The 25,260-nt window shown below is 65.1% G+C and carries 27 protein-coding genes; 16 read left to right on the plus strand and 11 right to left on the minus strand.

Annotated elements, in window-relative coordinates; genetic code table 11:
- Positions 1-37 precede the first annotated feature (37 nt).
- The 5 genes from dsbD to ACN8M7_RS16205 all read left to right on the plus strand — a co-directional run bounded on the left by dsbD (position 38) and on the right by ACN8M7_RS16205 (position 4,968).
- Complete coding sequence (dsbD, locus tag ACN8M7_RS16185) at positions 38-1,768, plus strand: protein-disulfide reductase DsbD (protein ID WP_490261434.1); 1,731 nt, start codon at positions 38-40, stop codon at positions 1,766-1,768.
- Positions 1,768-2,577, plus strand: a complete 810-nt coding sequence (locus tag ACN8M7_RS16190; RefSeq protein WP_490261435.1) for a TlpA family protein disulfide reductase — start codon at positions 1,768-1,770, stop codon at positions 2,575-2,577. The genes dsbD and ACN8M7_RS16190 overlap by 1 nt, the downstream gene beginning before the upstream one ends.
- Before the next feature lie 2 nt (positions 2,578-2,579).
- Entirely contained in the window at positions 2,580-3,341 is a 762-nt protein-coding gene (gene dsbG, locus ACN8M7_RS16195; protein WP_490261436.1) for a thiol:disulfide interchange protein DsbG, read from the plus strand.
- Positions 3,342-3,406: 65 nt separating this feature from the next.
- The gene (locus ACN8M7_RS16200) at positions 3,407-4,051 is read left to right on the plus strand and encodes a c-type cytochrome (RefSeq protein ID WP_490261437.1); all 645 of its coding nucleotides are present in this window, start codon (positions 3,407-3,409) and stop codon (positions 4,049-4,051) included.
- Positions 4,048-4,968 (plus strand): c-type cytochrome, encoded by a 921-nt coding sequence (locus ACN8M7_RS16205; protein WP_490261438.1) that lies wholly within the window; start codon positions 4,048-4,050, stop codon positions 4,966-4,968. The genes ACN8M7_RS16200 and ACN8M7_RS16205 overlap by 4 nt, the downstream gene beginning before the upstream one ends.
- 33 nt (positions 4,969-5,001) lie before the next feature.
- On the opposite strand, the gene ACN8M7_RS16210 is transcribed toward ACN8M7_RS16205, so the two are convergent.
- Together ACN8M7_RS16210 and ACN8M7_RS16215 are read right to left on the minus strand one after the other, a co-directional pair.
- Positions 5,002-5,736 carry a substrate-binding periplasmic protein gene (locus ACN8M7_RS16210; RefSeq protein ID WP_490261439.1) on the minus strand — a complete coding sequence of 245 codons (735 nt, stop codon included), beginning with the start codon at positions 5,734-5,736 and terminating at the stop codon, positions 5,002-5,004.
- Between the two features lie 96 nt (positions 5,737-5,832).
- Positions 5,833-6,924 (minus strand): endonuclease/exonuclease/phosphatase family protein, encoded by a 1,092-nt coding sequence (locus tag ACN8M7_RS16215; protein WP_490261440.1) that lies wholly within the window; start codon positions 6,922-6,924, stop codon positions 5,833-5,835.
- 232 nt (positions 6,925-7,156) lie between these two features.
- On the opposite strand from ACN8M7_RS16215, the gene ACN8M7_RS16220 reads away from it, so the two are divergent.
- Both ACN8M7_RS16220 and ACN8M7_RS16225 read left to right on the plus strand, forming a co-directional pair.
- Positions 7,157-8,002 (plus strand): SDR family oxidoreductase, encoded by an 846-nt coding sequence (locus tag ACN8M7_RS16220; RefSeq protein ID WP_490261441.1) that lies wholly within the window; start codon positions 7,157-7,159, stop codon positions 8,000-8,002.
- Positions 8,002-8,745, plus strand: coding sequence for a substrate-binding periplasmic protein (locus ACN8M7_RS16225; protein ID WP_490261442.1), 744 nt, complete (start codon positions 8,002-8,004; stop codon positions 8,743-8,745). Before ACN8M7_RS16220 ends, ACN8M7_RS16225 begins: the two co-directional genes overlap by 1 nt.
- A gap of 12 nt (positions 8,746-8,757) precedes the next feature.
- Here the strand turns inward: ACN8M7_RS16225 and ACN8M7_RS16230 are convergent, their stop codons facing one another.
- From ACN8M7_RS16230 to ACN8M7_RS16240, 3 genes are all read right to left on the minus strand, one after another.
- A complete protein-coding gene (locus ACN8M7_RS16230) occupies positions 8,758-9,192 on the minus strand; it encodes a VOC family protein (protein ID WP_061240877.1) in 435 nt (144 codons plus the stop codon).
- A gap of 33 nt (positions 9,193-9,225) precedes the next feature.
- Positions 9,226-9,894, minus strand: a complete 669-nt coding sequence (locus ACN8M7_RS16235) for a YciC family protein (protein WP_061240878.1) — start codon at positions 9,892-9,894, stop codon at positions 9,226-9,228.
- Between the two features lie 63 nt (positions 9,895-9,957).
- Complete coding sequence (locus tag ACN8M7_RS16240; protein WP_490261443.1) at positions 9,958-10,443, minus strand: YbaK/EbsC family protein; 486 nt, start codon at positions 10,441-10,443, stop codon at positions 9,958-9,960.
- 102 nt (positions 10,444-10,545) lie between these two features.
- Here ACN8M7_RS16240 and ACN8M7_RS16245 point away from each other — a divergent pair, with 102 nt between their 5' ends.
- The 3 genes from ACN8M7_RS16245 to rhlE1 all read left to right on the plus strand — a co-directional run bounded on the left by ACN8M7_RS16245 (position 10,546) and on the right by rhlE1 (position 13,408).
- Complete coding sequence (locus tag ACN8M7_RS16245) at positions 10,546-11,025, plus strand: LabA-like NYN domain-containing protein (protein WP_061240879.1); 480 nt, start codon at positions 10,546-10,548, stop codon at positions 11,023-11,025.
- Between the two features lie 146 nt (positions 11,026-11,171).
- Positions 11,172-11,774: a 3'-5' exonuclease gene (locus tag ACN8M7_RS16250; RefSeq protein ID WP_490261444.1), complete on the plus strand. Its 603-nt coding sequence runs from the start codon at positions 11,172-11,174 to the stop codon at positions 11,772-11,774.
- 290 nt (positions 11,775-12,064) lie between these two features.
- Positions 12,065-13,408 carry an RNA helicase RhlE1 gene (rhlE1, locus tag ACN8M7_RS16255; RefSeq protein ID WP_061240881.1) on the plus strand — a complete coding sequence of 448 codons (1,344 nt, stop codon included), beginning with the start codon at positions 12,065-12,067 and terminating at the stop codon, positions 13,406-13,408.
- Between the two features lie 122 nt (positions 13,409-13,530).
- Here the strand turns inward: rhlE1 and ACN8M7_RS16260 are convergent, their stop codons facing one another.
- From ACN8M7_RS16260 to ACN8M7_RS16275, 4 genes are all read right to left on the minus strand, one after another.
- The gene (locus tag ACN8M7_RS16260; RefSeq protein WP_490261445.1) at positions 13,531-13,893 is read right to left on the minus strand and encodes a VOC family protein; all 363 of its coding nucleotides are present in this window, start codon (positions 13,891-13,893) and stop codon (positions 13,531-13,533) included.
- Between the two features lie 90 nt (positions 13,894-13,983).
- Complete coding sequence (locus ACN8M7_RS16265; protein ID WP_061240883.1) at positions 13,984-14,421, minus strand: PAS domain-containing protein; 438 nt, start codon at positions 14,419-14,421, stop codon at positions 13,984-13,986.
- A gap of 4 nt (positions 14,422-14,425) precedes the next feature.
- Positions 14,426-15,427, minus strand: a complete 1,002-nt coding sequence (locus ACN8M7_RS16270) for a response regulator (RefSeq protein WP_490261446.1) — start codon at positions 15,425-15,427, stop codon at positions 14,426-14,428.
- A 72-nt stretch (positions 15,428-15,499) separates the two neighbouring features.
- A complete protein-coding gene (locus tag ACN8M7_RS16275) occupies positions 15,500-16,750 on the minus strand; it encodes a TIGR03862 family flavoprotein (RefSeq protein ID WP_490261447.1) in 1,251 nt (416 codons plus the stop codon).
- 113 nt (positions 16,751-16,863) lie between these two features.
- On the opposite strand from ACN8M7_RS16275, the gene ACN8M7_RS16280 reads away from it, so the two are divergent.
- A complete protein-coding gene (locus ACN8M7_RS16280) occupies positions 16,864-17,997 on the plus strand; it encodes an aminotransferase class V-fold PLP-dependent enzyme (RefSeq protein WP_490261448.1) in 1,134 nt (377 codons plus the stop codon).
- Between the two features lie 13 nt (positions 17,998-18,010).
- On the opposite strand, the gene ACN8M7_RS16285 is transcribed toward ACN8M7_RS16280, so the two are convergent.
- Both ACN8M7_RS16285 and ACN8M7_RS16290 read right to left on the minus strand, forming a co-directional pair.
- On the minus strand, positions 18,011-18,835 hold the full coding sequence (locus ACN8M7_RS16285) for a class I SAM-dependent methyltransferase (RefSeq protein WP_490261449.1): 825 nt from the start codon (positions 18,833-18,835) through the stop codon (positions 18,011-18,013).
- 60 nt (positions 18,836-18,895) lie between these two features.
- Positions 18,896-19,816, minus strand: a complete 921-nt coding sequence (locus ACN8M7_RS16290) for a histone deacetylase family protein (protein WP_490261559.1) — start codon at positions 19,814-19,816, stop codon at positions 18,896-18,898.
- A 57-nt stretch (positions 19,817-19,873) separates the two neighbouring features.
- On the opposite strand from ACN8M7_RS16290, the gene ACN8M7_RS16295 reads away from it, so the two are divergent.
- The 5 genes from ACN8M7_RS16295 (at position 19,874) to ACN8M7_RS16315 (ending at position 25,202) form a co-directional block, all read left to right on the plus strand.
- Complete coding sequence (locus tag ACN8M7_RS16295; RefSeq protein ID WP_061240889.1) at positions 19,874-20,434, plus strand: GNAT family N-acetyltransferase; 561 nt, start codon at positions 19,874-19,876, stop codon at positions 20,432-20,434.
- On the plus strand, positions 20,431-22,053 hold the full coding sequence (locus tag ACN8M7_RS16300) for a SagB/ThcOx family dehydrogenase (RefSeq protein WP_490261450.1): 1,623 nt from the start codon (positions 20,431-20,433) through the stop codon (positions 22,051-22,053). The genes ACN8M7_RS16295 and ACN8M7_RS16300 overlap by 4 nt, the downstream gene beginning before the upstream one ends.
- The gene (gene tesB / locus ACN8M7_RS16305; RefSeq protein ID WP_061240891.1) at positions 22,034-22,903 is read left to right on the plus strand and encodes an acyl-CoA thioesterase II; all 870 of its coding nucleotides are present in this window, start codon (positions 22,034-22,036) and stop codon (positions 22,901-22,903) included. The genes ACN8M7_RS16300 and tesB overlap by 20 nt, the downstream gene beginning before the upstream one ends.
- The gene (locus ACN8M7_RS16310; RefSeq protein ID WP_490261451.1) at positions 22,900-23,493 is read left to right on the plus strand and encodes an HAD family hydrolase; all 594 of its coding nucleotides are present in this window, start codon (positions 22,900-22,902) and stop codon (positions 23,491-23,493) included. Before tesB ends, ACN8M7_RS16310 begins: the two co-directional genes overlap by 4 nt.
- A gap of 377 nt (positions 23,494-23,870) precedes the next feature.
- Entirely contained in the window at positions 23,871-25,202 is a 1,332-nt protein-coding gene (locus tag ACN8M7_RS16315; protein WP_490261452.1) for an MFS transporter, read from the plus strand.
- Positions 25,203-25,260: the final 58 nt, after the last annotated feature.

Consider the following 25,260-nt stretch of genomic DNA (forward strand, 5'->3'; position numbering starts at 1 on the left):
GGCATCCTCGACATCTCCTCAGTTGTGCGGTGCCGTCATGCGTTCGCTCGTTGTTCTCCTTAGTCTGTTCTGTAGCGCTGCGTTTGCCTCGCTGCCCATCGACGGCCTGCGCTCGGGCGATAATTTTCTCGCTGCCGAGCAGGCATTCGTGCTCGACGTGCAGCAGCAAAGCGAAGGTGAAACGACGCTGAGCTGGGACATAGCACCGGGTTACTACCTGTATCAGCAACGGCTCAAGTTCACTGGCCTGAGCGATGAACAGGCGCCAGAGCTACCGCCAGGCCTGGCTCATGAGGACGAGTATTTCGGCGCCTCGCAGATCTATCGCGAGCGCCTGCAACTGACCCTGCCAGCCGAGGCGCGCGGGCGTATCGAGGTGCAATGGCAGGGCTGTGCCGATGCTGGCCTGTGTTACCCACCGCAAACCCGGATGCTCGATCTTGGTGGTGCTGGCACCGACGAAGCCGGTCGGGCCGATGACCTGGCTTTGCTCGATGGTCTGCAGCAGCAGGCGCTGTGGCTGAGCATGGCAGTGTTCTTCGGCCTGGGCCTGCTGCTGGCATTCACCCCTTGTTCACTGCCGATGCTGCCGATACTCGCGGGTATCGTGGTGGGTAGCCGCGCTTCGCCATCACGTGGCTTTGCCCTGGCGGGTACTTATGCGCTGAGCATGGCGCTGGTCTATGCGCTGCTCGGCGTACTGGCGGCAGCGCTCGGCGCCAATCTGCAGAGTCTGTTGCAGCAACCCTGGTTGATTGGCTCGTTCGCGACGCTGTTCGTGCTGTTGGCGCTGCCGATGTTCGGTTTCTTCGAGTTGCAATTGCCGGCTGCGTTGCGCGATCGCCTGGAGCGGGTCGGACGCGGGCAGCAGGGCGGTAGCCTGGTGGGGGCCGGTTTGCTCGGCGTGCTTTCTGGTCTGCTGGTCGGCCCCTGCATGACCGCACCGCTGGCGGCTGCCTTGCTGTTCATCGGGCAGAGTGGCGACCTGTTGCAGGGCGGCCTGGTGCTGTTCGCGCTGGGGCTGGGCATCGGTACGCCACTGGTGCTGCTGGTAACGCTGGGCAATCGCCTGCTGCCCAAGCCGGGGCTGTGGATGGAGCGGGTCAAGGCGGTGTTCGGTTTTCTCTTCCTGGCCACGGCGCTGTACCTGCTGCGGCCACTGCTGGCCGAGTCGATCTGGCTGGCGCTGAGTGGTGCCTGGTTGATCCTGGCGGCCAGCAGCCTCGTGCACCTGGCCGCTCAGCTACAGGCGCAGCGTGCGCTGGCCCATGCCGGCGCGGCGTTACTCGGATTGTGGGGCGTGGCGATGCTGCTGGGCGCGGCGGCTGGCGGCAGCGATCCGCTACGTCCGCTGGGGGTGTTCACTGCTGTCGCTGCGCCCCAAGCCGAGGTACGCACGGCCAGCTTCGTCGACGTGCGCGAGAGCGAACACCTGCAGCGCGAACTGGATGCAGCCAAAGCGCAGGGACAATGGGTACTGGTGGACTACTACGCGGACTGGTGCGTGTCGTGCAAGGTCATGGAGCGCGAGGTATTCGGCAACACCGAGGTGCAGGCGCGCCTGGCCGATGCGCGCAAGCTGCGTCTGGACGTCACCGCGCCGGGGGCGGCAAGCCGTGAACTGCTCAGCCGTTATCAGGTACTGGGGCCGCCGACCCTGCTGCTGATCGGCCCGGACGGCGAGGAGCGACGCCAGCAACGCATCACCGGCGAGGCGGATGCACAGCAGTTTTTGCGGGTCTGGGATAGCACGATGGAGCGTGGCTGATGTTGACGATAGGTGTAGGTCCGCTGGCGCTGGGCGTCGGCCATGTATTGCTGTTGCTGAGCCTGCTGCTGGCGACCCTGGTCGGCTGGTGGCTGGGGCGCAAGCGCCAGGTCAATCCGGAAAAACTGATCTTTCGCCTGTTGCTGGCCGCCTTGCTGGGCGCGCGCCTGGCTTTCGTCGCGCTGTATTACGAGCACTATCAGGAGACGCCCTGGCGCGTGATCGACATCCGCGATGGCGGCTTCATCGCCTGGGGCGGTGTGCTGGCGGCAGGGCTGCTGGGCGCCTGGTATCTGTGGCGTCACGCGCAGTTGCGTGTGGCACTGGGCGGTGGCATGGCCACGGGGCTACTGATCTGGGGCATGGGCAGCCTGGTGCTGCACACGCTGGAGCAGGGCACGCGGCTGCCGGAACTGGCCCTGCGCGATGTCCAGGGGCAGTCGGTGGTGCTGCGCGAACAGCTTGGCCAACCCATGGTGATCAATCTCTGGGCGACCTGGTGCCCGCCTTGCCGGCGGGAGATGCCGGTACTGGCCGAGGCGCAGCGTGAGCATCCGGGTGTGACCTTCGTCTTCGCCAACCAGGGCGAGGGTGCTGGAGAGGTCAGTGCCTTTCTCACTAGCCAGGCGCTGCAACTGGACAACGTGCTGCTCGACAGTGGCGGCCGCCTCGGGCAACTGGTCGGCTCACGGGCGCTGCCCACCACCTTGTTCTACGACGCCGAGGGTCGCCAGGTTGGCAGCCACCTCGGTGAACTGTCCCGCGCCAGCCTGGCCCGGGCCCTGGAAACCCTGAAGACGGACCAATGATCATGAACTCAATCAAGTCTCTAGCCTTGCTCGGCTTGTTGCTGACGCCACTGGCCCAGGCCGCTGAGCTGCCTGCGGCGATCAAGGCTGTCGAAGGCCGTGGGGCCAAGGTAGTGGGTAGCTTCGACGCGCCTGGTGGACTCAAGGGCTATGCTGCGCGCTACAACGGCCAGGGGCTGGCGCTGTACCTGACGGGCGATGGTGAGCATGTGCTGATCGGTACCTTGCTCGATGCCAAGGGTGAGGACCTGACCAAGGCGCCGCTGGAGCGCCTGGTCTATCAGCCGCTGGGTCAGGAGATGTGGCAGCAGTTGCAAGGCAGCACCTGGATCGCTGACGGCGACGACAAGGCGCCACGCGTCGTTTACATGTTCTCCGACCCCAACTGCCCTTACTGCAACATGTTCTGGCGTCAGGCGCGGCCTTGGGTCGAGGCCGGGCGTGTGCAGGTACGCCACGTCATGGTCGGCATGCTGCGCCCGGACAGCCCTGGCAAGGCGGCGGCGCTGCTCGCTGCCAGCGATCAGCGCAAGGCGCTCGGCGAGCATGAATCGGCCGGGCGCGAAAGCACGCTCAAACCACTGGGCAAGATCCCCGAAAAGATCACGGAGCAACTGAGCGCCAACATGGAGCTGATGGGCGAAATGGGCGCCTCCGCGACGCCGGCCATCTACTACCTCGATGATGCGGGCCGTCTGCAGCAGCAGAACGGTGCGCCGCGTCCGGACATGCTGGAAACCATCATGGGCTCTGCCAAGCCCTGAGTGACGGTGCACAGCCTTGGCTGTGCATCTGGAAAGCCTGATAACAACTATTGAAGAGGATGCCAATGAGAGCCTCTCGTTTATCTCTGCTAGGGCTGTGTGTGGTGTTGACGTCCAGCGTGTTCGCTTTCGAGCCGCTGCCGCTTGCGCAGCAAGGCGGCGTCAGCCAGGTGATGCTGACTTGCACGGCGTGTCACGGCGATGCCCTGATGGGCGTGGCGGCTGCTGGTTTTCCACGCCTGGCTGGGCAATCTGCCGACTACCTGGCCAAGCAGCTTTATGACTTCAAGGCTGGCAAGCGCTCCAATCCCTTCATGCAGCAATTCGCGGCCGGGCTGAGTGATCAGGACATCCAGTCCGTGACGCGGTTCTTCGCTGCGTTACCAGCGGCTCAGTACGCAAGACCCAACCGTGCCGCAGCGGCAGGCGACCTCGGTGCGCGCCTGGCTTTGCGTGGCGCCTGGGAGCGCAATATTCCCGAGTGCGTGTCCTGTCATGGACCGGGAGGTGTCGGCGTTGGCAAGACCTTTCCACCCCTGGCCGGGCAGCCTGCTGCGTACCTGGCCAATCAGTTGCACGACTGGCAGAAGGGCGTGCGCCGCAATGATCCAAGCGACCTGATGGGGCATATCGCCAAGGTCCTGAACGAAGAAGAAATCCAAGCCGTGTCCGACTACTTTGCCGGCCTGCCTGCCGGAGGTGCCCGATGAAACACCTGATCCCGTTCGCGTTTGGCCTGGCCAGCGCTGCCACCGCTCATGCAGCGAGCATCGCCATGGAAGACCAGAGTCAGCTACCCGCAGCGCCGGTCAAGGCCGAACACAGCGAGTGGTTTCAGCCTCCGCATGAGCAAGACCTGCCCAACGATGGATTCGGCCAGCTGGTACGTGAGGGGCGAGCGATCTTCGTCGATACCCGCAACCAGGCCGGTGAGTATGTCGGCAATGGCATGAACTGCACCAACTGCCACCTGGATCAGGGGCGCAAGGCAAACTCGGCGCCGTTGTGGGGTGCCTACACCATGTATCCGGCTTATCGAAAGAAGAACGACAAGGTCAACAGCTTCGCCGAACGCATCCAGGGCTGCTTCCAGTTCAGCATGAACGGCACCGCGCCAGCGGTGGACAGCCACATCATCAACGCCATCACGGCCTATTCGTACTGGCTGGCGACCGGTGCACCGGTGGGCAAGGCGCTACCGGGGCGGCTGTATCCAGTGGTGCAGGAACCGGCGGGGGGCTATGACCTGGCCCGTGGCGAGCAGGTCTATCAGCAGCAATGCGCGGTTTGCCATGGTGATAACGGTGAGGGGCAGAAAGTCGGCAAGGACTATGTCCTGCCGCCGCTATGGGGCAAGGACTCCTACAACTGGGGGGCGGGCATGCATCGTATCAACACCGCTGCCGGCTTTATCCGCCACAACATGCCGCTGGGCAAGGGCGGTACGCTCAGCGATGCCGATGCCTGGCATGTGGCGGCCTACATGAACAGCCACGAGCGCCCGCAGGACCCTCGGTTGATCGACGGCTCGATCGAGAAAACCCGCGACAAGTACCACGCCGATGATGGTGTGAACCTGTACGGCAAGGTCGTCAACGGCGTGATGCTCGGGCAAGGGGTGGACTGAACCCGTGCCCTGGAGAGCTGCCGATATCTCGGATCAGTACAGCCACAGATCCTCGCCGGCATCCTTCAGCCTTTGATAAACACGGTCGAGGTCGTCACGCAGATGCTCGGCTCCAGGCGCGTGGCGGGAGTAGATCAGCCGCAGCGACAAGCGCTGCAACTCGACGAAGGGCAGTTCACCCATGTCGAGTGTGCGCTTGGCCTGGTCGATGGGGGCCTGGTAGTCCAGCAGGTAGTCGCCGCGGCGGCGCTGGAGCATTTCCAGGGCCGAGGCGTGGTTGGAGGTGCGGTGAAGGGTGATGTTGCGCGCCGGGTCCCGCAGCCACTGGTTGACGCCCTGCCAATAGCTGTAGCCATTGATCAGGATCACCCCGCGATCCTGCAGGTCTTGTGGAATGCGCGGTGTGGGCGTGTCGGGGCGAAAGTACAGGTTGAGGCTGATATCGCCCAGCAGGTGCTTGCTTTCGAGGGTGTGTTCGGCCAGCTCCGGTTTGCCTGAGGCGCCGAGCCAGAGCGCGATGCTGCCATCGAGCAGCCCGCTGTACAGGCGCGCGCCGGGGTAGGAGCGAAAATCCGCCTGGTATCCCGCCTCCTCGAGCAGGCGCGTGGCCAGCTCCAGGCCCGAGCCGCTGGGCAGGCCTTGCTCGTCGGTGTAGGAGTAGGGCGGAAACTCGTAGTAACCCACGTGAACGCGGCGCTCGGCCTCGGCGGCATGGGCGGCGTGCAGCCATAGCAGGGCGATGAACATCAGGCAGCAGCGTGTTGGCATCCGTGTACCGCGGCTCTTCGCCGTCTTGTCGTTGTTATCGAGTGGTGCTCGGGGAGCATGGGCAAGCCCCGGCGGACTTGTCCAGTCCTGCGCGCTTCATTCCTGGTTCGGCAGGAAGAAGCGACCGATCACCGGCAAATGATCGGAAATGCTCAGGGTGTCGCGCTGACGAACCAGGCTGGTGAGCGGCGTCAGGCGTGGGCTGTATAGCAGGTAGTCGAGGGTACGATCCGGGCCACTGGCCGCCGGGTCGTTGGGGTAATGGGTATACCAGCTGGCCTGGTCCTCACCGCTGGCCTGTTGCAGGCTGGGGATCATCGGATAGCGGCGGGCCAAGGCCTGCAGCTCACTGTCAGGTGCGTACCAGCTGCGCTGGGCCTCTGGCAGACGCTGGAACTGGCCGGGCGGCAGCAGGTTGAGATCGCCGCCCAGCACCCAAGTCTTGTCGTCGTTCTGCAGTTGCTGGAGCAGAGCGTCGGTCATTTCCACCTGGCGCTGCATGGTATCCGTGCCTTGGGCGAAGGCATCGAAGTGGGTGTTGATGGCCACCAGTTCGTCACCGCCGCGAATCGGCAGGTAACTGACCAGCAACGCGCGCTTGAGCTGGAACTGGCGGCGCAGCAGGTCGCTTTCCGGCATGGGCAGTTGCAGGCGTTCGGCGCGGGCGATCTGGAAGCGGCTGAGGGTGCCGAGTTTCATGCCGACGCTGCCAAGGATGCGCGGATGCGGAACGAAGCCGGCCTTCCAGTAGAACGCCTGGGTGCTGCAAGGGTAGAGGTCGCCCAGGCGCGCCTGCAACAGGCCCAGCTGGTCCTGATAGTCACTGGCCTTGGCGTTGTCATGCAGCTCCTGCAGCAGCACAACGTCCGGTTGTTCGTCACGCAGCACACGCACCACTTCATCCAGCGTCAGGGCCAGGTCCTCGCTGCTCGGGCGTTCGTCCGGGCCATCGCCGCCGGGCAGGTCGTACCAGAACACATGACGTTTGCCAGCCAGGTACTGCACGTTCCAGGTCATCACCTTGAGTGCCTGGCCGGGTTGCAGCGGTGCGACCTGGCCGTTGCATGACACGGCCGCCTCTTCCCGGGGTGGCGGACGCCAGGTCAGGGCATAGGTCAACGCCAGCAGCATGGCGAGCGTAAGCAGCGCAATGAGCAGGAGCAGGCGAAGAGGGCGAGGCAGAGACATGGCGAAACGGACGACTATGCTGGAAGGAGGCCGAGAATACCCGAGTGCGCCGGATCGGCCCAGGCATGTGCGCGGCATTGTCGCCGCACTCGTTTCGCCGCACCGTTCGCCAGCAAGGACAGCGGCAAGGGGCTGCAGTACCATGCCGAAAGGTTCGACAAGCCGCGCCGTCGGTCGCTATGGCAGATCAAGGCTGACGGTACTTCCAACACTTGGCTTCCGGGAGCCGTGCATGTATCGCAAGGTATTTGCCAACAAGGTATTCGACCGCAAGGTGGTGCTGATCACCGGCGGCTGTGCCGGCATTGGTCGGGCGCTGGCCATGCGCATGGCGCAGGCGGGTGCGCGGCTGGTGATCCTCGACCTCAATCAGGCCGCGCTGGACAGTCTGGTGCAGCATCTGGCCGATCATCACAACGCCGAGTCGCTCGGCCTGCTCTGTGACGTCGCCGACGCCGAGGCGGTGCAGCGCGCCGTGGCGCTGGCGGTCGAACGATTCGGTGGCATCGACGTGTTGGTCAACAATGCCGGCATCACCCACCGCAGCACCTTCGCCGAGACCAGCCTGGAGGTCTTCCAGCGGGTCATGGCGGTCAACTATTTCGGCGCCCTGCATTGCACTCAGGCAGCCTTGCCCAGCCTGATCGCCCGGCGTGGCCAGATCATCGTGCTCAGCTCGCTGTCGGGTATCGCGCCCTTGCTCTATCGCAGTGCCTACAACGCCAGCAAGCACGCGCTGCATGGGCTGTTCGAGACCCTGCGTTACGAGCTCAAGGGTTCGGGGGTGAACGTGATGCTGGTGTGCCCCGGCTTTACTGCCACCGATCTGCGTAAGAACGCCCTGGTCGGCGACGGTTCGGTGGCGGCGCAGCCGCCGCTGGCGATGGGCAAGGTGGCCTCGCCACAGGACGTAGCGGACGCCATCTACCAGGGCGCGCTCAAGCGTCGCCGACTGCTGGTGCTGTCGAATGTCGACTGGCGAGCGCGGGTGCTGGCGCGTTTCTTCCCCAGGCTGTTCGAACGTGTGCTGCTGCCACGGCTGTCCGGCCTGAGGCCGCGAAACCAGGGTCGCATCTGATGCGTGCCTGGCTGTTCATCCTGCTGGTGCTGGCGCCTCTGTGCCGGGCCGATGAGGTGCAGCCGCTGCGAGTGATGACCGACCTCTGGCCACCGTTTCGCATGCTCAAGGAAGATGGCCATCTGCAGGGGTTGGACATCGATCTGCTCAACGAGCTGTCACGCCGCACCGGTATGCGTTTCGAGGTAAGGCGGGCGCCGTGGGCACGGGGCCTGGCTGCGTTGGAGCAAGGCTCCGCGGACATGATGACCGGCCTGGCCAAGACCGCCGAACGTGAGCGCTATATCCGCTACCTGGATGCGCCGTACTACGCCTGCGCGCCGCGTTTCTACGCCAGCCCGGCGCTGGCCACGCTCTTGAACGACTATGCGTCGCTGCGCGGGCTGCGTATCGGCTATGTGCTGGAGTCGGTGTATTTCCAGCCGTTCGACAGCGACAAGGCGCTGGACAAGGTCGGTGTCAGCAACGAGCAGCAACTGCTGGAAATGCTCGCGCTTGGCCGCATCGATGCTCTGGTCGGCACCGACTGCCAGGTTGACTATTCCCTGCTCGACCCCAAGCTGGCCGGGCGTATCGTCAAGGCCGCCTACCAACCCCAGGCGCGTACCGAACTCTATATCGGCTTCTCACGCAAGCGCCTGGAGCGCATGCCGGAGTTGGCCGCTGCGCTCGATACCTTGCTGCGTGAGGGCTGGATCGCCAACGCCGCGTTGCGCTATCAGCCGGTGGTGGCGCACCAGTAGGCGCACCGCGTCTCAGCCGTGGTTGTGCTGCGCTGCACCGGCCAGCATCAGCTCCATGTCCCAGAAGGCCGCCTCGATCTTGTGGCCGTCGAGGTCCCTGACGAAGCAGCCATAGTAGGGCTCGCCATAGTCCGGGCGCGGCCCTGGCTGGCCTTCATCCTGGCCCCCGGCGGCCAGCGCCGCTTCGTGAAAGGCATGCACCGAAGCCTTGTCCGCGGCGACGAAGCCGAAATGACAGCCGTTGCCGAGTGTCGCCGGCTGGCCGTTTATCGGCGTCTGCACCCAGAACTCCGGGTATTCGCGGCCGAACGCCACGGCACCGGGGTGACGCATGATCTCTCGGCAACCCAGAGTGGCCAGCACCTTGGCGTAGAAAGCGCTGGCGGCGTCGAAGTCGTTGCTGCCGATGGATACGTGGGACAGGATGCTGGGGTTGGTGTCGCTCATGACGCTCTCCGTGCTCTGGCCAAAGCTGCAAGCCTAGTCGCTGTTTTCGCTATTCGCCGTTTGCTGCGGTTCGAGCAGCATGTACAGGCGAAACAGCACCACGATGGCGAACAGTTGCAGGAAGCCGTTGCCGGTCTGATGCAGCACCCACAGCAGGGTGTCGCTCTGGCTCGGCAGCGTCCACCAGTCGAGCAGCCACAGCGGCACCAGCACGTTGACCAGGCAGGCGAACACCGGCCAGAAACGTCCTTCGGTCATGGTGAAACTGGCCTGCAGTGCGCGCAGCGGTGGCTCCTGGCGCAGCACCAGGATCAGTTCGGAGAACGCCAGGCGCATCATGATCCAGATGCCCGGCACGATGAACAGCGACAGGCCGAGCATGATCGCCAGAGTGCTCAGCCCGGTCATCAGAGCGAAGCTCGGCCACAACTGCAGGCCTGCCGCGAACAGCTGCGCGCTGCCCGGCGTCTGGCCGTTGCTGCGCGCATGCAGGAAGAGAATCAACGGCGCGGCATACAGCGGGTAGAAGAGGATGCCGAGCAGGACCCCGTAGGCCGGGTTGGCGTCTTCGCCGAGCTGGGCAGCGAGTATCGCCTGGGCGACGGCCTCGATGAGTAGCAGCGGCAGGGTCAGGCGGGCAATCGCCGCCAGGTTGTGGCTGGAGAAAAACCAGGCATCACGGATGATGGAAAGTGGGTTCATCGGCAGGTTACCAAGTATCGGGGCGTGGCCGCTGAGGCCGTGCGCCAGGGCAGTCGAATGGGCTCAAGGGTACTCCAGCTGGCTGTTGGGCAGGGCGCCGAGCAAACGTGGCAGTTCGCCGCCGGGCACTTCCAGGGTCAGCTCGGGTGGGCCGGGTGAACACAGCAGAAAGTCGCAGGCCAGCACCGCGCGGTCGATCAGCAGGGTGATGCTGGCGTCATGGCCGAACGGGCAGGCGCACATCGGGACGCACCCGGTGTGCTCGCTCAGCTCCTCGTCGCTGGCAATGCGCGGGCGACTGCCGAGCAGCGCCTTGAGCCGCGACCAGTCGGCGCGAGCGCCTTCGAGGGTGACCAGCATGGCGTAGCGCTGCGCCCCCGTGCGCAGGAACAGGCTCTTGCTCTCCACGCCGCGCAGGCCGAAGCGCTGGCGCACGGCGTGGGCGGTGGGATAGTCCAGTACCGGCTCATGCTCGACCAGACGATGGGCGATATCCAGGCGCTGGAGCAGGTCGAGATTGCGCTGGCACAGCTGTTGTAGAGGCGTCATGGCGGCAAGGATAGGGGCTGCGCTGCGCTCGGGCTAGCCCCGGGCGCGCCTGCCGCCCAGCTCTGGCATACTGGCGCCTTCGTTGCTCCCCGAGGACTCCCGGTGAAGAAGATCGCCGTATTCGCCGATGTGCAGAACCTCTACTACACGGTGCGCCAGGTCTACGGCTGCCACTTCGACTACAGCGTGCTCTGGGCCGAGGTCAGCCGCCGTGGCGTGATCGTCGAGGCCTACGCCTATGCCATCGACCGTGGCGATGCCAAGCAGCAGCAGTTCCAGCAGATCCTGCGCAAGCTCGGCTTCACCGTGAAGCTCAAGCCCTACATCCAGCGCAGCGACGGTTCGGCCAAGGGCGACTGGGATGTCGGTATCACCATCGATGTGCTCGACGCCATCGGCCGGGTCGATGAGATCGTCCTGGCTTCCGGCGACGGTGACTTCGACCTGCTGCTCGAGCGCGTGCGCAGCCAGGGTGTGGAAGCTATCGCCTTCGGCGCGCCTGGGCTGACGGCGCAGTCGCTGATCCGCGCGGCCAGTCTGTACGTGCCCATCGAGGGCGATCTGTTGTTGCGCAATGACTGAGCCCTTGTAAGCGCTGCGCCTGGAATCTCGCACGTTGGCGGTGCTCGCAAGGCTCATGGTTTTCAATACACTGCGCTTGCTGTGCGCAGGCCCGGCACGACCTGCCTGCGCTCGCGACGACTTTTTCAAAAGTTCTGAGGTTTTACGTGGAATCCATCGCCGTCATCGACTTCGAAACCACCGGCGTCTCGCCAACCCAGGCGCGCGCCACCGAAATCGGTGTGGCCATCATCGAAGACGGGCGTATCGTCGATCGCTATCAGAGCCTGATGAACAGCGGTGCCTGGGTACCGCCGTTCATCGAGCAGCTCACCGGCATCAGCAATGCCATGCTGCGCAAGGCGCCGCCGTCGGATCAGGTGATGCACGAGGTGGCCGACTTCATCGGTGAGCGGCCACTGCTGGCGCATAACGCTTCCTTCGACCAGAAGTTCTGGGACGCTGAGCTGGCGCGTGTGCGCCGTCGTCGTGCGCAGCCCTTCGCCTGCTCGCTGCTGCTGTCGCGGCGGCTGCTGCCAGAGGCGCCGAGCCACAAACTGGGCAACCTCAACACCTGGGCCGGTCTGCCGGACACCGGCCGCGCCCACCGCGCCCTGGCCGATGCCGAGATGGCGGCGAACCTGACCTTGCATCTGTTCGGTTTGTTACGCGAGCGCCATGGCCGGCACCAGGCCGATCATGCCTTTCTCTGCCAGCTGCAGAGCCTTTCGGCGGCCAAGGTGCGGGCGCTGCTGGCCACTGCCAGCTGAGTTTGCCTCGAACCTGTTGTCGCGGCTAAAGCCCCTCCTACGGGTTGGTAGCCCGGATGCAATCCGGGGAGGCGGTGGCAATGGCCCCGGATTTCATCCGGGCTACCTGAGGTTACCGCTGTACCTTCTGCATTTATGCAGTCGTAGCGGCGAGCCATTATCGCGGCTAAAGCCCCACCCACTGTTTTGTCCTGGCACAGACCTCGGGAATTTCGCGGCTGAAGCCGCTCCTACGGCGAGTGTGAACGGGTAAACTGCGCGACTGTTTCCATTGCCATTCTGGTTGCCCCATGACCTTCGCCTCCCTCGGTTTGATCGAGCCGCTGCTGCGTACCCTCGCCGATCTCGACTACCAGACCCCGACGCCGGTACAGAGCCAGGCCATTCCCGCCGTGCTCAAGGGCCGCGACCTGATGGCGGCGGCGCAGACCGGCACCGGCAAGACCGCCGGTTTCGCCCTGCCGCTGCTGCAGCGCCTGACCCTGGAAGGCCCGCAGGTCGCCGGCAACAGCGTGCGTGCGCTGGTGCTGACGCCGACCCGCGAACTGGCCGAGCAGGTGCTGCAGAGCTTTCTGAGCTACGGCCAGCATCTGCCGCTGACCAGCTACGCGGTGTACGGCGGGGTCAGCATCAACCCGCAGATGATGAAGCTGCGCAAGGGCGTCGACGTGCTGGTGGCCACGCCGGGCCGTCTGCTCGACCTGTATCGGCAGAACGCCGTGAAGTTCTCCCAGCTGCAGACCCTGGTGCTCGATGAAGCCGACCGCATGCTCGACCTGGGCTTCGCCCGTGAGCTGGACGAGCTGTTCAGCGCGCTGCCGAAAAAACGCCAGACCCTGCTGTTCTCCGCCACCTTCTCCGATGCCATCCGGCAGATGGCCGGCGAGCTGCTGCGCGACCCGCTGTCGGTGGAAGTCAGCCCGCGCAATGCTGCCGCCAAGACCGTCAGACAATGGCTGATTCCGGTGGACAAGAAGCGCAAGAGCGAGCTGTTTCTGCACCTGCTGCGGGAAAAGCGCTGGAGCCAGGTGCTGGTGTTCGCCAAGACGCGCAAGGGGGTCGATCAACTCGAACAGGAGCTGCTGGCCATGGGCGTGGCGGCTGATTCGATTCACGGCGACAAGCCGCAGCCGAGCCGTCTGCGCGCGTTGGAGCGGTTCAAGGCCGGCGAGGTGCAGATTCTGGTGGCCACCGACGTGGCTGCGCGTGGCCTGGATATCGATGACCTGCCGCTGGTGGTCAACCTCGACCTGCCGATCAACGCCGAGGACTACGTGCACCGCATCGGCCGTACCGGTCGCGCCGGCAGCACGGGGGAGGCGATCTCCCTGGTCTGCGCCGACGAGGTGGATCAGCTGGCAGCCATCGAGAACCTGACCCAGCAGTTGATCAAACGTGTCGATGAGCCGGACTTCATCCCCGATCACCGCGTGCCGCTGACTGCGGTGGGTGGCCAGGTGCTGAAAAAACCGAAGAAGCCCAAGCAGAAGCTGATCCCGGGCGCGGCCAAGCCGGCCGGCAAGGGCAATATTCACCTCGGCCGCTGGTTCGAGGACGACGACGCCAAGCCCAAGGCGAAGGCGGTGCGCAAGGTACCGAGCTTCGGCAGCAAGCCCAAGGGCGGCAAGAAGTAGTTGTCGGAAAAGCGCGCGGCTAGAGCGGGCGCTCCCACATCACAGACGCTCTACCTGTGGGAGGGGCTTTAGCCGCGACAGGGCATAGGGCGGACAACGCCAAGCTGGTCCGCCAATGATGCTCAGATGTTCTGCGCTATGCGCCAGAGCACGCCGCTGGGGTCGAACACCATGAACTCGCGCATGCCCCAGGGTTGCTCCTGTGGCGGTATCAGGCGCGTACCGAAACGCTCGTCAAGGCGCGCTGACTGAATCTGCTCCCACCAGGCATCGACTTCTTCCACCAACAGGTGCATGACGAAGTTCTCCGCCTGTTCTTTCACGTAGAAGTTCTGCAGCAGGAAGGCGCAGTGCTCGCCATGGCTGAAGTAGGCCATCTGTTCGTCCGACCAGCCTGGTCGAAAACCCATCGCCTGGTAGAAGTCCTTGCTCAGGGCGAAGTCCCGTGCCGGGACGAAGGTTTTCAGTTCGATGCTGCGCAGCATGTAAATCCCTTTCCTTGGCGCCGTAGCCTGGATGCAATGGGGGAGCATTGTATTCAGCCTGACCCGGATTGCATCCGGGCTACGACAGTCTCAACTCGTAGATTGCATCTGCGCCGCCACGGCCGCTGCGGTCATGTCATAGATCACCAGGCACACGTGTTCCACTGGCTGGCCGGCCAGCGGCAGCAGGGTCACGTTCTGGTACATGAAGTCAGCCTGGCCGGTGATCGGCTGGTAGCTCTTGAAGCGCATCAGGTAGGGGCGCTGTTGCCACAGGCTGAAGGCGCGGGTGCCCAGTTGCACCACGCTTTCCACCTTGCGCTCCAGCCAGGGACGATCAATGTCGGGGAACAGCTCGAACAGCGAGCGTCCCTGCACCTGGTCCGGGCCGAGCCCGGAGTGGTTTTCCATGAAGGCGTTCCACACTTCGACGTGGTACTGGCGGTCGAGCACCACCACGCCAACGTCGATGCACTGCACGATGTCGAGCAGCCAATGGACTTCCTTGATATCGATCTGCGCGGGCATCGCCTTACTCCATCAGGTAGCCGATCTTGCCGGTCAGGCGTTTGATCGAATCTTCGGTGAACAACAGCAGCAGATCGAAATGGATGGCGTGGCCCTCCAGGCTGTAGCTGATTTCCACGGCCAGGGTCTTGCGCCAGCGCTGGCGGTTGACCTGGATGATCTGGTCGAGGCTGGCGTGCTGGCCGAGCAGTTGCGGGTGGCCCTGGGAGAAACGCAGGTCGAGCTGTTCGGCGATACCGGCCAGGCAGGCGCCGATGAGGATGCTGGCCAGGTCCAGCAACATCTCCGAGGTCTCTGCTTCGTTCTTCGGTTGCCAGCCGAGCAGGCGGGCCATGTCGTTCACTTCCGAATCATGGAACAGCAGCAGGGCTTCACCGGCGATGGCTTCGCCGATGAAACCCTGGCAGATGGCACTGAAGCGCTCACCGCGTTGGGCGTCGAGCAGGGTCATGTGCAGTTCGCTGACTTCGAAAATGTTCACCTGCGGCACCGGCAGCTGCACGAAAACGCCCAGCACCTTGGCCAGCAGCGCGGCGGCGCGCCCCATGGCGACGTTGCTGACTTCGCGCAGGGCGTCGCGGAAGCTGATTTTCAGGTCCGACAATGCCGCTGCCTGAGCCTGCGCCACGGCTGTGCCCTGCGGATTGAACAGGCCCAGCTCGATCAGCGTCTGGCGCAGGATCTCGGGGTCGGCAGGTTTCTTGATGAAGGCCAGGGCACCCAGCTCGCGCACCCGGCGCACGGCTTCTTCCTGCACGTCGCCGGAGACCACGATGACCTGGCTGTTGAGTCCTTCGGCACGCAAGGCGGCCAGGGTCTGGTAGCCGTCGAGCACCGGCATGGTCAGGTCGAGCAGCATGACCTGGCCCAGGCCCTGACGGATTGCCGCCAGCGCTTCTTCGCCATTGCTGGCTTGGCTGAGGGATACCGGCCATTCAGCCGGCAGGGCGCGGATCAATTGCTTGCGCGCCATGTTGGAGTCATCGCAGACCAGCAGAGGAATCACGGCACAAGGTTACCTGTGTGGGGAGCGCTGGGGTTGAGCATAGTCGCAGCCTGCGCGGCATCACAGGGTTTTTCAGCGCTTTTTCACGCTGCCCTGGAGCCAGTCCAGCATACCCTGCGCCGCAACCCGGCCACTGGCGAAGCAGGCGGTGAGCAGGTAACCGCCGGTCGGCGCCTCCCAGTCGAGCATCTCGCCTGCGCAGAACACGCCCGGTAGCGCCTTGAGCATCAGACCGTCATCCAGGGCCGCGAAGGGCACGCCGCCGGCACTGCTGATCGCCTCGTCCAGCGGACGGGTGCGCAGCAGGGTAATCGGCAGCGCCTTGATCCAGGGCGCCAGCGCGGCCGGATCGGCGAAGGCTCCGGCGGGCGCCAGCTCGCGCAGCAGCGCGGCCTTCACCCCGTCGAGTCCGGCCTGACGGTGCAGGTGCTTGGCCATCGAGTGCTTGCCGCGCGGCTTGCCTAGCGCCTGTTGCAGCTTGGCCAGTGGCATCTGTGGCAGCAGGTCGAGGTGGATCACGGCCTGGCCATCGGTTTCGATGGCGCAGCGGATCTCGGCGGAAAAGGCGTACACCAAGCTGCCTTCGATGCCGCCTGCGGTCAGCACGAATTCGCCGACGCGAGCGGGCTGGTCGGGCAGGGCCAGGGCGACGTTCTTCAGCGGCGCACCGGCGAATTTCTCGCGCAGGTATTGGCTCCAGCCGGCCACCTCGAAACCGCAGTTGCTCGGCTTCAGCGCCGCTACCTCGATGCCCTTGGCTTGCAGTAGTGGCACCCAGGCGCCGTCGGAGCCCAGCCGCGCCCAACTGCCGCCGCCCAGGGCCAGCAGGCAGGCATCGGTGGCCAGGGCGCGCTCGCCGTCCACGCTGGTGATACGCAGGCTGCCGTCGGCGTTCCAGCCCATCCAGCGGCTGCGCGTATGGAGGGTCACACCCAGTTCGCGCAGGCGGCGCAGCCAGGCACGCAGCAGCGGCGCGGCCTTCATGTCGCTGGGGAACACGCGGCCGGAGGTGCCGACGAAGGTGTCGATGCCCAGGCCATGGATCCAGGCGCGCAGGGCGTCGGCGTCGAAGTCCTGCAGCAGCTTCGCGACTTCTGCCTGGCGTTCGCCGTAGCGAGCGATGAAGGCGGCCTTGGCTTCGGAGTGGGTGATGTTCATGCCGCCGACGCCGGCCAGCAGGAACTTGCGCCCCACCGAGGGCATGGCGTCGAACAGCTCGACGCGTACGCCGCCTTGCGCCAGTACTTCGGCGGCCATCAGGCCGGCAGGACCACCGCCGATGATGGCGACGTGAGGAGCGTTGGTCGGACTGGCTGTGGTCATGGCGGCAGGACGGTCAGGAAACGGCTGGGCATTCTACCCGACCGTGCCCTGGCCTTGTCATTTGCCCGGGGTTAGGGCAGGTTCTGGAGCTATCTTCCTGCCTGGAGTCCGTTATGTCCCAGATCTGCCCCGACATCGATCCCGATGGCCTGATCGAATATTCGGTGGTCTACACCGACCGCTCGCTGAACCATATGTCGCAGTCCTTCCAGGGGGTGATGCGCGACATCTCTGCCACCCTGAAGCAGGTCTACAACGCCCATGCCGTGGCGGTGGTGCCGGGCAGCGGCACCTATGGCATGGAGGCGGTGGCGCGGCAGTTGGCGACCGATCAGAAGTGCCTGGTGATCCGCAACGGCTGGTTCAGCTACCGCTGGACGCAGATCTTCGACATGGGCCGGATTCCCGCCGAGTCCCTCGTGCTCAAGGCGCGCCCGGTGGCCGAAGGCCCGCAGGCTGCCTTCGCCCCGGCGCCGCTGGACGAAGTGCTGGCGACCATCGCCGCGGAGAAACCACAGGTGGTGTTCGCCCCGCACGTGGAAACCTCCTCGGGAATGATCCTGCCGGACGACTACCTGCGCGCGGTGAGCGACGCGGTGCACGCGGTCGGTGGCCTGTTCGTGCTCGACTGCATCGCCTCCGGCACCCTCTGGGTGGACATGCAGGCCTGTGGCATCGACGTGCTGATCAGCGCCCCGCAGAAGGGCTGGAGCGCCTCGCCGTGCTGTGCCCTGGTGATGCTGAGCGAGGCGGCGCAGGCGCGCGTCGAGGCGACCCAGAGCAGCAGCTTCGCCTGTGACCTGAAAAAATGGCTGCAGATCATGCAGGCCTACGAACAGGGCGGCCACGCCTACCACGCCACCATGCCCAGCGACGCTCTGGCGCGCTTCCGCGATGCCATGCTGGAGGCCAAGGCGCTTGGTTTCGCCAAGGTGCGTGAGCAGCAGCAGGCGCTCGGTGATCGGGTGCGCGCACTGCTGGCCGCGCGTGGCTTCAAGAGTGTCGCGGCCAAGGGCTTCGAGGCCCCCGGCGTGGTGGTCTGCTACACCGACGATGCGCAGATCAAGAGCGGCGCCAAGTTCGCCGCCATCGGCCTGCAGATCGCCGCCGGCGTGCCGCTGCAATGCGACGAACCGGCGGACTTCCAGACCTTCCGCCTGGGCCTGTTCGGGCTGGACAAGCTGGGCCATATCGAGCGCAGCGTGGCGACGCTGGAGCAGGCCCTGGACAAGGTGCTGGCTGGCTGAGCAGCGCGCGCCGTCAGCGGCTCTTCACCGCCTGCAGCGTGTAGCTCAGCGGCAGGCGCTCGGGCCGTGAGCGCAGGCGCCATTCGCCGTCTGCGCCCAGCTTCATCTGTCCGGGCAGGGCTTCCCAGGGCACGCTGTCGTGCTCTTCCAGCGCGGTAAGCGTCAGGCCATGGCGCAGCAGGGCCGAGATGATTTCCCCCAGGCCGTGATTCCATTCGTGGGTCAGGGTGGCGGTCAGCTTCGCGTCGGTTTGCACGTAAGTCTGCTCGTCGTCCCAGACCTGGGGCTCGCGGTGTTCGAAGTACGGATGGGCAATGCGCAGTTCATCCTCGCAGCTCTCATCCAGGCTCAGCAGAATGGGATGCGCTTCGCGCAGAAACAGCCGCCCACCGGGCTTGAGCAGGGTTGCGACGTTCTGCGCCCAATCATCGATGCGGGGTAGCCAGTTGAGGGCGCCTATGCTCGTGTAGAGCAGCTCGTAGCGCTGCTCACCGAGCTTTTGTGCTGCCTCGTAGACCGAGGCTTCGACGAACTGGATGCCCTGCTGGCAGGCCTCAGCCAGGCGGCGTGCCTGCTCCAGCGAGGCGCAGGAAAAATCCAGGCCGGTGAGGCGCGCGCCCAGGCGAGCCAGCGACAGGGTGTCGGTGCCGATATGGCATTGCAGATGGAGCGCTTCCAGCCCGCGGATGTCGCCAAGGCGAGGCAGGTCGAAGCGCACGACATCGGACAGGTGTTCGGCCGAGTCGATGAATTTCTGCACCTGATAGTCGGGTGAGGCGGCGTGCAGAGCCGCGCGTTCGTTCCAGTTGGCCTTGTTCAGCTCGAATGAATCGTCCATGAGGCTATTTCCATGCAGTGACAAAACCCGATTATGCCGAGGTGTCGTCAGGCGTGCTCGTCAACTCAAGCCGCGCGCGGCCCAGACCTTCGCTGCGCTGTGATGGAGGATGCCGTGGCGGCGGGCGAGGGCGGCGTGATCCTTGGAGTAGCCGCCGCCGATCACCCCCAGCACTGGAATGTCGCGGCCCAGGCAGTGCTGCAGTACGGCTTCGTCGCGTGCGGCCAGGCCGGCGTCGGTCAGTTGCAGGTAGCCCAGAGCGTCATCCTTGTGCACGTCGACGCCGGCGTCGTAGAGCACCAGATCCGGCTGGTAGATTGGCAGCAGGTAGTTCAGCGTGTCGTCCACCACTTTCAGGTAGTCGGCGTCGCCCATGCCGCGAGGCAGGGGGATGTCCCAGTCGCTCTGCGCCTTGCGCGCCGGGAAATTCTGTTCGCAGTGCAGTGACACAGTGATCGCATCCGGCTCGTTTTCCAGCAGCCGTGCGGTACCGTCGCCCTGGTGCACGTCGCAATCGAAGATCAGCACGCGCTGCACGCGGCCGGCTTCGAGCAGGTAGCGGGCGATCACCGCCAGGTCGTTGAAGATGCAGAAACCCGAGGGGAAGTCGTAGTGCGCATGGTGCGTGCCGCCGGCCAGGTGGCAGGCCAGGCCGTAACGCAGCGCCAGTTCGGCGGTCAGCAGCGAGCCGCCCACGGCGCGCACGGTGCGCTGTGCTAGCGCATCGCTCCAGGGCAGACCGAGGCGGCGCTGATCGTCGTAGGAGAGTTCGCCAGCCATGTAGCGGGCGATGTAGTCCGGGCAGTGAACCAGGGCGAGAATCTCTGCCGGACACAGTTCGGGGCGTTGCAACTGGGCATCGCTGGTCAGGCCGCTGTCCACCAGGTGATCGCGCAGCAGGCGGAATTTTTCCATGGGGAAACGATGCCCGGTGGGAAAGGGCGGGCTGTAATCCTCGTGGTAGACCAGCGGTAGCGGCATACAATGGGTGCTCATCGAATCGAATCACTATGGTCGCAGCCCGTCGAGACAATCGCCATGCCCCTGATCGAAACCTCCACTCAGCGCCTGTTGCTGCGCGCCTGGCGCGACAGTGACCTGCCGGCGCTGGCCGCGCTCAATGCCGACACCGAGGTGATGCGGCATTTCCCGGCGCCACTGGATGCCGAGCAGAGCGCGCAGTTGCTGGCGCGCATAACAGCGCATTTCGCTGAGCACGGGTTTGGCTTCTGGGCGCTGGAGCGGCGTGATACTGGCGAACTGATCGGTGTCACCGGTCTGGCGCAGGTCAGCTTCGATGCGCCGTTCGTGCCTGCGGTGGAAATCGGCTGGCGCCTAGCGCGTGCCCACTGGCGTCAGGGTTACGCCAGCGAGGCCGCGCGCGCCGCACTGGCCGTGGCGTTCGAACGGCTTGGGCTGGATGAGGTGTTGAGTTTCACCGTGCCGGCCAATCTGCCGTCGCAGGCGGTGATGCGCAGCATCGGTATGCAGCGCGACGAGCGTGGTGATTTTCTCCATCCACGGGTGCCGGCCGGTCATCCCCTGCAGCCGCACGTGCTCTACCGCATCCGCCGCGAGCAATGGGAAGCGCAGCCATGACGGACGTGCTCACCTATCACCAGCTCAGCAAACACGCGCCCGAGCGCTTCGCACCCGGGCCGGGGCAGCTGGACTGGGCGACCCAGCCAGCGCCATTTCGCCGCTACCAGGGCGCGCGACTGATCGAGCTGTACCACCGTCCGCTGGAGGAGGGGCCCGCCTACGACAGGGTATTCGCCGGGCCGCAGACGGCGCCCGCAGCCCTGGATCGCGTCAGCGTCTCGCAGCTGCTGTACGACAGCCTGGCCATTTCCGCCTGGAAGGAGGCCGGGGGCAATCGTTGGGCGCTGCGGGTCAACCCGTCATCGGGCAACCTGCACCCTACCGAGGCTTATCTGCTATTGGCGCCGGGCGTGGTCGGCGACGATGGCGTGCTGGCCCACTACGCGCCGGATATCCATGCCCTGGAGGTGCGCTGCGAGCTGCCGGCGGCGCTGGGCCAGACGCTGGCGAATAGCCTGCCGCCGGGTGGTTTTCTCCTCGGCCTGAGCAGCATCGCCTGGCGCGAGGCCTGGAAGTACGGCGAGCGCGCTTACCGTTATTGCCAGCACGATCTCGGTCATGCCGTGGCGGCGCTGGCCATCGCCGCCAGTGTTCAGGGTTGGCAAGTACGGATGCTGCATGGCGTGGCCGAAGCACGCCTGGATGGCCTGCTGGGGCTCGATGGTGAAGGGTTCCACGAAGCCGAACACGGCGACTGCCTGCTGTGGATCGGCCCGGCGCAGGCGATGGAGTTCGCGCTGCCCGAGACGCTGCTGACGGGGTTGGTGCAGCTGCAGCGCATCGGCACGCCGAATCGTCTGTCGCGCGACTATCGGCAGTGGCCGGAACTGCAGCGCGTGCATGACCTGTGCCGCGCGCCAGCCCGCCCGCGTGCGCTCTGGAGTGTGGAGACGGCCGGTGTTCACGCCGACAACCCCGGCCTGCCGCTGCGGCCCATCCTGCATCGCCGGCGCAGCGCGCAGGCCATGGACGGGCGCAGCGGCATCCAGGCCGACCTGCTGCTGGCCTGGTTGCGCCGCCTGATGCCGGCGCAATCGCCGGTGCCGTTCGCCGTGAGCGGCGACCCGAGCGAGGTCGACCTGCTGCTGTTCGTCCACCGTGTGCAGGGCCTGGCGCCCGGCCTTTACTGGCTGGATCGCACGGGCAGCGGCGTGCAGCCACTGCGCGAGGATTACCTGTGGCAGCGGGTCGACGACGAGCTGCCGCTGTATCGCTTGCTCGAAGGTGATGCCCGGGGGCTGGCGGGCTTTCTCAGCTGCGGCCAGGACATCGCCGCCGACGGCTGCGTCGCCTTGGCCATGCTGGCGCGGCTGGAGCGCGCCGTTGCCAATGGCAACTGGCGTTATCCCAGGCTCTACTGGGAATGTGGCCAGATTGGCCAGTTACTCTATCTGGAGGCCGAGGCAGCGGGGCTTTCCGGGACGGGGATTGGCTGCTATTTCGACGACGCTCTGCGCGAATTGCTCGGAGATGCCGACAATGGCTGGCAAAGCCTTTACCATTTCACCCTTGGCCGCGCCGTGTGGGATGAACGCCTGACGTCGCTACCGGCCTACCCGCAATTGCGTATACCCCCGTGCAAGGAGACCACACCCCATGACTCAGGTGCTCGATGATCTGGTAGCGCTGCTCAGCCTGGAGCAGATCGAGGAAAACCTGTTCCGTGGCCGTAGCCAGGATCTCGGTTTTCGCCAGCTGTTTGGCGGTCAGGTGCTCGGCCAGTGCGTTTCCGCGGCTAGCCAGACGGTCGAAGAGGCGCGCCATGTGCACTCCATGCACGGCTACTTCCTGCGCCCGGGCGATGCCAGCCTGCCGGTGGTCTATCAGGTCGAGCGCACCCGCGATGGTGGCAGCTTCAGCACCCGTCGCGTGGTGGCTGTGCAGAAGGGCAAGCCGATCTTCTTCTGCAGCGCGTCGTTCCAATACGACGAGGAAGGTTTTCACCACCAGAGCCAGATGCCGGACGTGCCAGGCCCCGAGGGCCTGAAGTCGGAGACCGAGTTGGCGCGCATGGTGGCGTCGATGATTCCCGAGCGCATGCGTGAGCGCGCGGTCAGCGACAAGCCCATCGAAATTCGTCCGGTCACCCTGATCAATCCCTTCGCCCCGCAGCCTTGCGAGCCGGTGAAGTACGTGTGGTTCCGTGCGGCGGGCGAACTGGCGGACGACCCACAACTGCACAAGTACCTGCTGGCCTACGCCAGCGACTTCAACCTGCTCACCACGTCGATGCAGCCGCATGGCGTGTCGGTGTTCCAGAAGTTCATGCAGGTGGCCAGCCTCGACCATTCGCTGTGGTTCCACCGGGATCTGCGCATGGACGACTGGCTGCTGTACGCCATGGACAGCCCCTGGGCCGGCAACGCCCGTGGCTTTTCTCGCGCCAGCATCTACAACCGTCAGGGCGAGCTGGTGGCTTCGACCGCCCAGGAAGGTCTGACGCGTGTGCGCGAGGACTGGAAATGAAGGCGTTGCGCGAAGCGCGCCACTGGGTGTTCGACATGGACGGCACCCTGACCCTGGCGGTGCACGACTTCCCGGCCATCAAACGGGCGCTGGGCATCCCGCAGGAGGACGACATCCTCCATCACCTGGCGGCACTGCCGGCAGACGAGGCGGCGGCCAAGCATGCCTGGTTGCTCGAGCATGAACGCGAGCTGGCGGTGGCTTCGCGCCCGGCGCCCGGTGCGGTCGAACTGGTGCGCGCGCTGAGCGAGCGTGGCTGCCAGCTCGGTATCCTCACGCGCAACGCGCATGAGCTGGCCTTGCTGACGCTGCAGGCCATCGGCCTGGATGACTGCTTCGCCAAGGCGGATGTCCTCGGCCGTGACGAGGCGCCGCCCAAACCGCATCCGGGCGGCCTGCTGCATCTGGCCGAGCGCTGGAGCGTGGCGCCGCGCGAACTGGTGATGGTCGGCGACTATCGCTTCGATCTGGAATGCGCCCAGGCTGCAGGCGCGCGTGGCGTGCTGGTCAACCTGCCGGACAATCCCTGGCCGGAGCTGACCGAGCTGCATGCACAGGATTGCACTGAACTGTTGAGGCGACTGGGCTGAAGCGACCCTGGCCGGGAACCTGGTCCGAAGTGCATTTTGGTCAGTTTATGGATCCAAATATGCCTGGTTTGACTCTGTAAAGTTCCGGTGTTCGATCATCGAACACAATATTGCCTTCCATTGTTTAGGTCAAAAGCCGCTATCCATAAGGCTTTGGTGCGTTTTTAGGCGGTTCGATCTGTCGCTGCCAAGGTGCTGGTGAATTGTTCTTTGGATCCATCTCTGCGAGCTTCGCATCAGTGGTTTCCCGATAAGAACAATCAAGGGTTTGCGCTGATGACTCATGCCTTCTTCCTTACGGCAGGCGGTGCCTGGCTGTCTTCCTCATTCTGCTCCCTGGGCGCACGACTGCCGGTATCCGGCTGGGCTGGTGCGCGATGAGCGATCTGCGTCAGATCGTCGATCATGGCCCGATGCGTGGTTTTCAGTGGCTGGCCATCGCCGTGTGCGTGGTGCTCAACATGATCGATGGCTTCGATGTGCTGGTCATGGCCTTCACCGCCTCGTCCGTGACGGCGCAATGGTCGCTGAGCGGTGCCGAGCTGGGCATGTTGCTCAGCGCCGGTTTGCTCGGCATGGCGTTGGGCTCGCTGTTGCTCGCGCCCTGGGCCGATCGCGTTGGTCGGCGTGCGCTGATTCTGCTGTGCCTGATGCTGTCCGGTACCGGCATGGTGCTGTCTTCGCTGAGTCAATCGCCTATGCAATTGGCGCTGCTGCGCGGCCTCACCGGCCTGGGCATCGGCGGCATCCTGGCCTGCAGCAATGTCATCGCCAGTGAATATGCCTGCGCGCGCTGGCGCGGTCTGGCGGTCAGCCTGCAATCAACCGGCTATGCCCTGGGGGCGACGCTCGGTGGTCTATTGGCTGTCTGGTTGCTGTCGCACTGGGGCTGGCGCTCGGTGTTCCTGGCCGGCGGGCTGATCACCTTCGCGGCTATCCCGCTGGTGCTGCTGTGGCTACCGGAGTCGCTGGACTTTCTCCTGAGCAAGCAACCACGTAACGCCTTGCAACGCGTCAATGCTCTGGCTGCGCGCCTGCACCAGCCGAGCCTGAGTGCCTTGCCAACTCGTCCCGTTCAGGTGGCTGGGAGCAGTGGCAATCCGGTACTGCGACTGCTCGAGCCGGGCATGCTGCGCAGTACCTTGCTGATCTGGCTGCTGTTCTTCCTGGTGATGTTCGGCTTCTACTTCATCATGAGCTGGACGCCCAAGCTGCTCACTTCGTCCGGGTTATCGGTGCAACAGGGGGTTACCGGCGGGGTTTTGCTGAGCATCGGCGGCATCTTCGGCGCCACGCTGCTGGGCTTGCTCTCGGCGCGTTTCCCTCTGTCGCGGGTGCTGGCTGCTTTCATGCTGATCACGGCCGTGATGCTGCTGCTGTTCACGGGGATCGGTTCGTCTTACCTGGCGGCGCTGGGCATGGGGCTGTTGATCGGGCTGTTCTCCAATGGCTGTGTCGCGGGCCTGTATGCATTGTCGCCATTGCTCTATGGCGCATCGATTCGCGCGACCGGCGTGGGCTGGGCCATCGGCATAGGTCGTGGTGGTGCGATTCTTTCGCCGACCGTGGCCGGGTTGATGCTCGATGGTGGCTGGCAGCCGCTTGAACTGTACGGCTGGTTCGCCCTGGTGTTCGTTGCGGCGGCGCTGCTCCTGCTGGTGCTGTTGCCGGCAAGGCAGGCGGCGGGCTTGAGATCGTCGCAGGCCTGACCACTCTTGCCTGGGCAACCGTTCAGCACGACCTTCTGCCGCTCGCGAGGGCGGCGTC

The organism is Pseudomonas spartinae (assembly GCF_965197125.1).
Lineage (GTDB): Bacteria > Pseudomonadota > Gammaproteobacteria > Pseudomonadales > Pseudomonadaceae > Aquipseudomonas > Aquipseudomonas composti_A.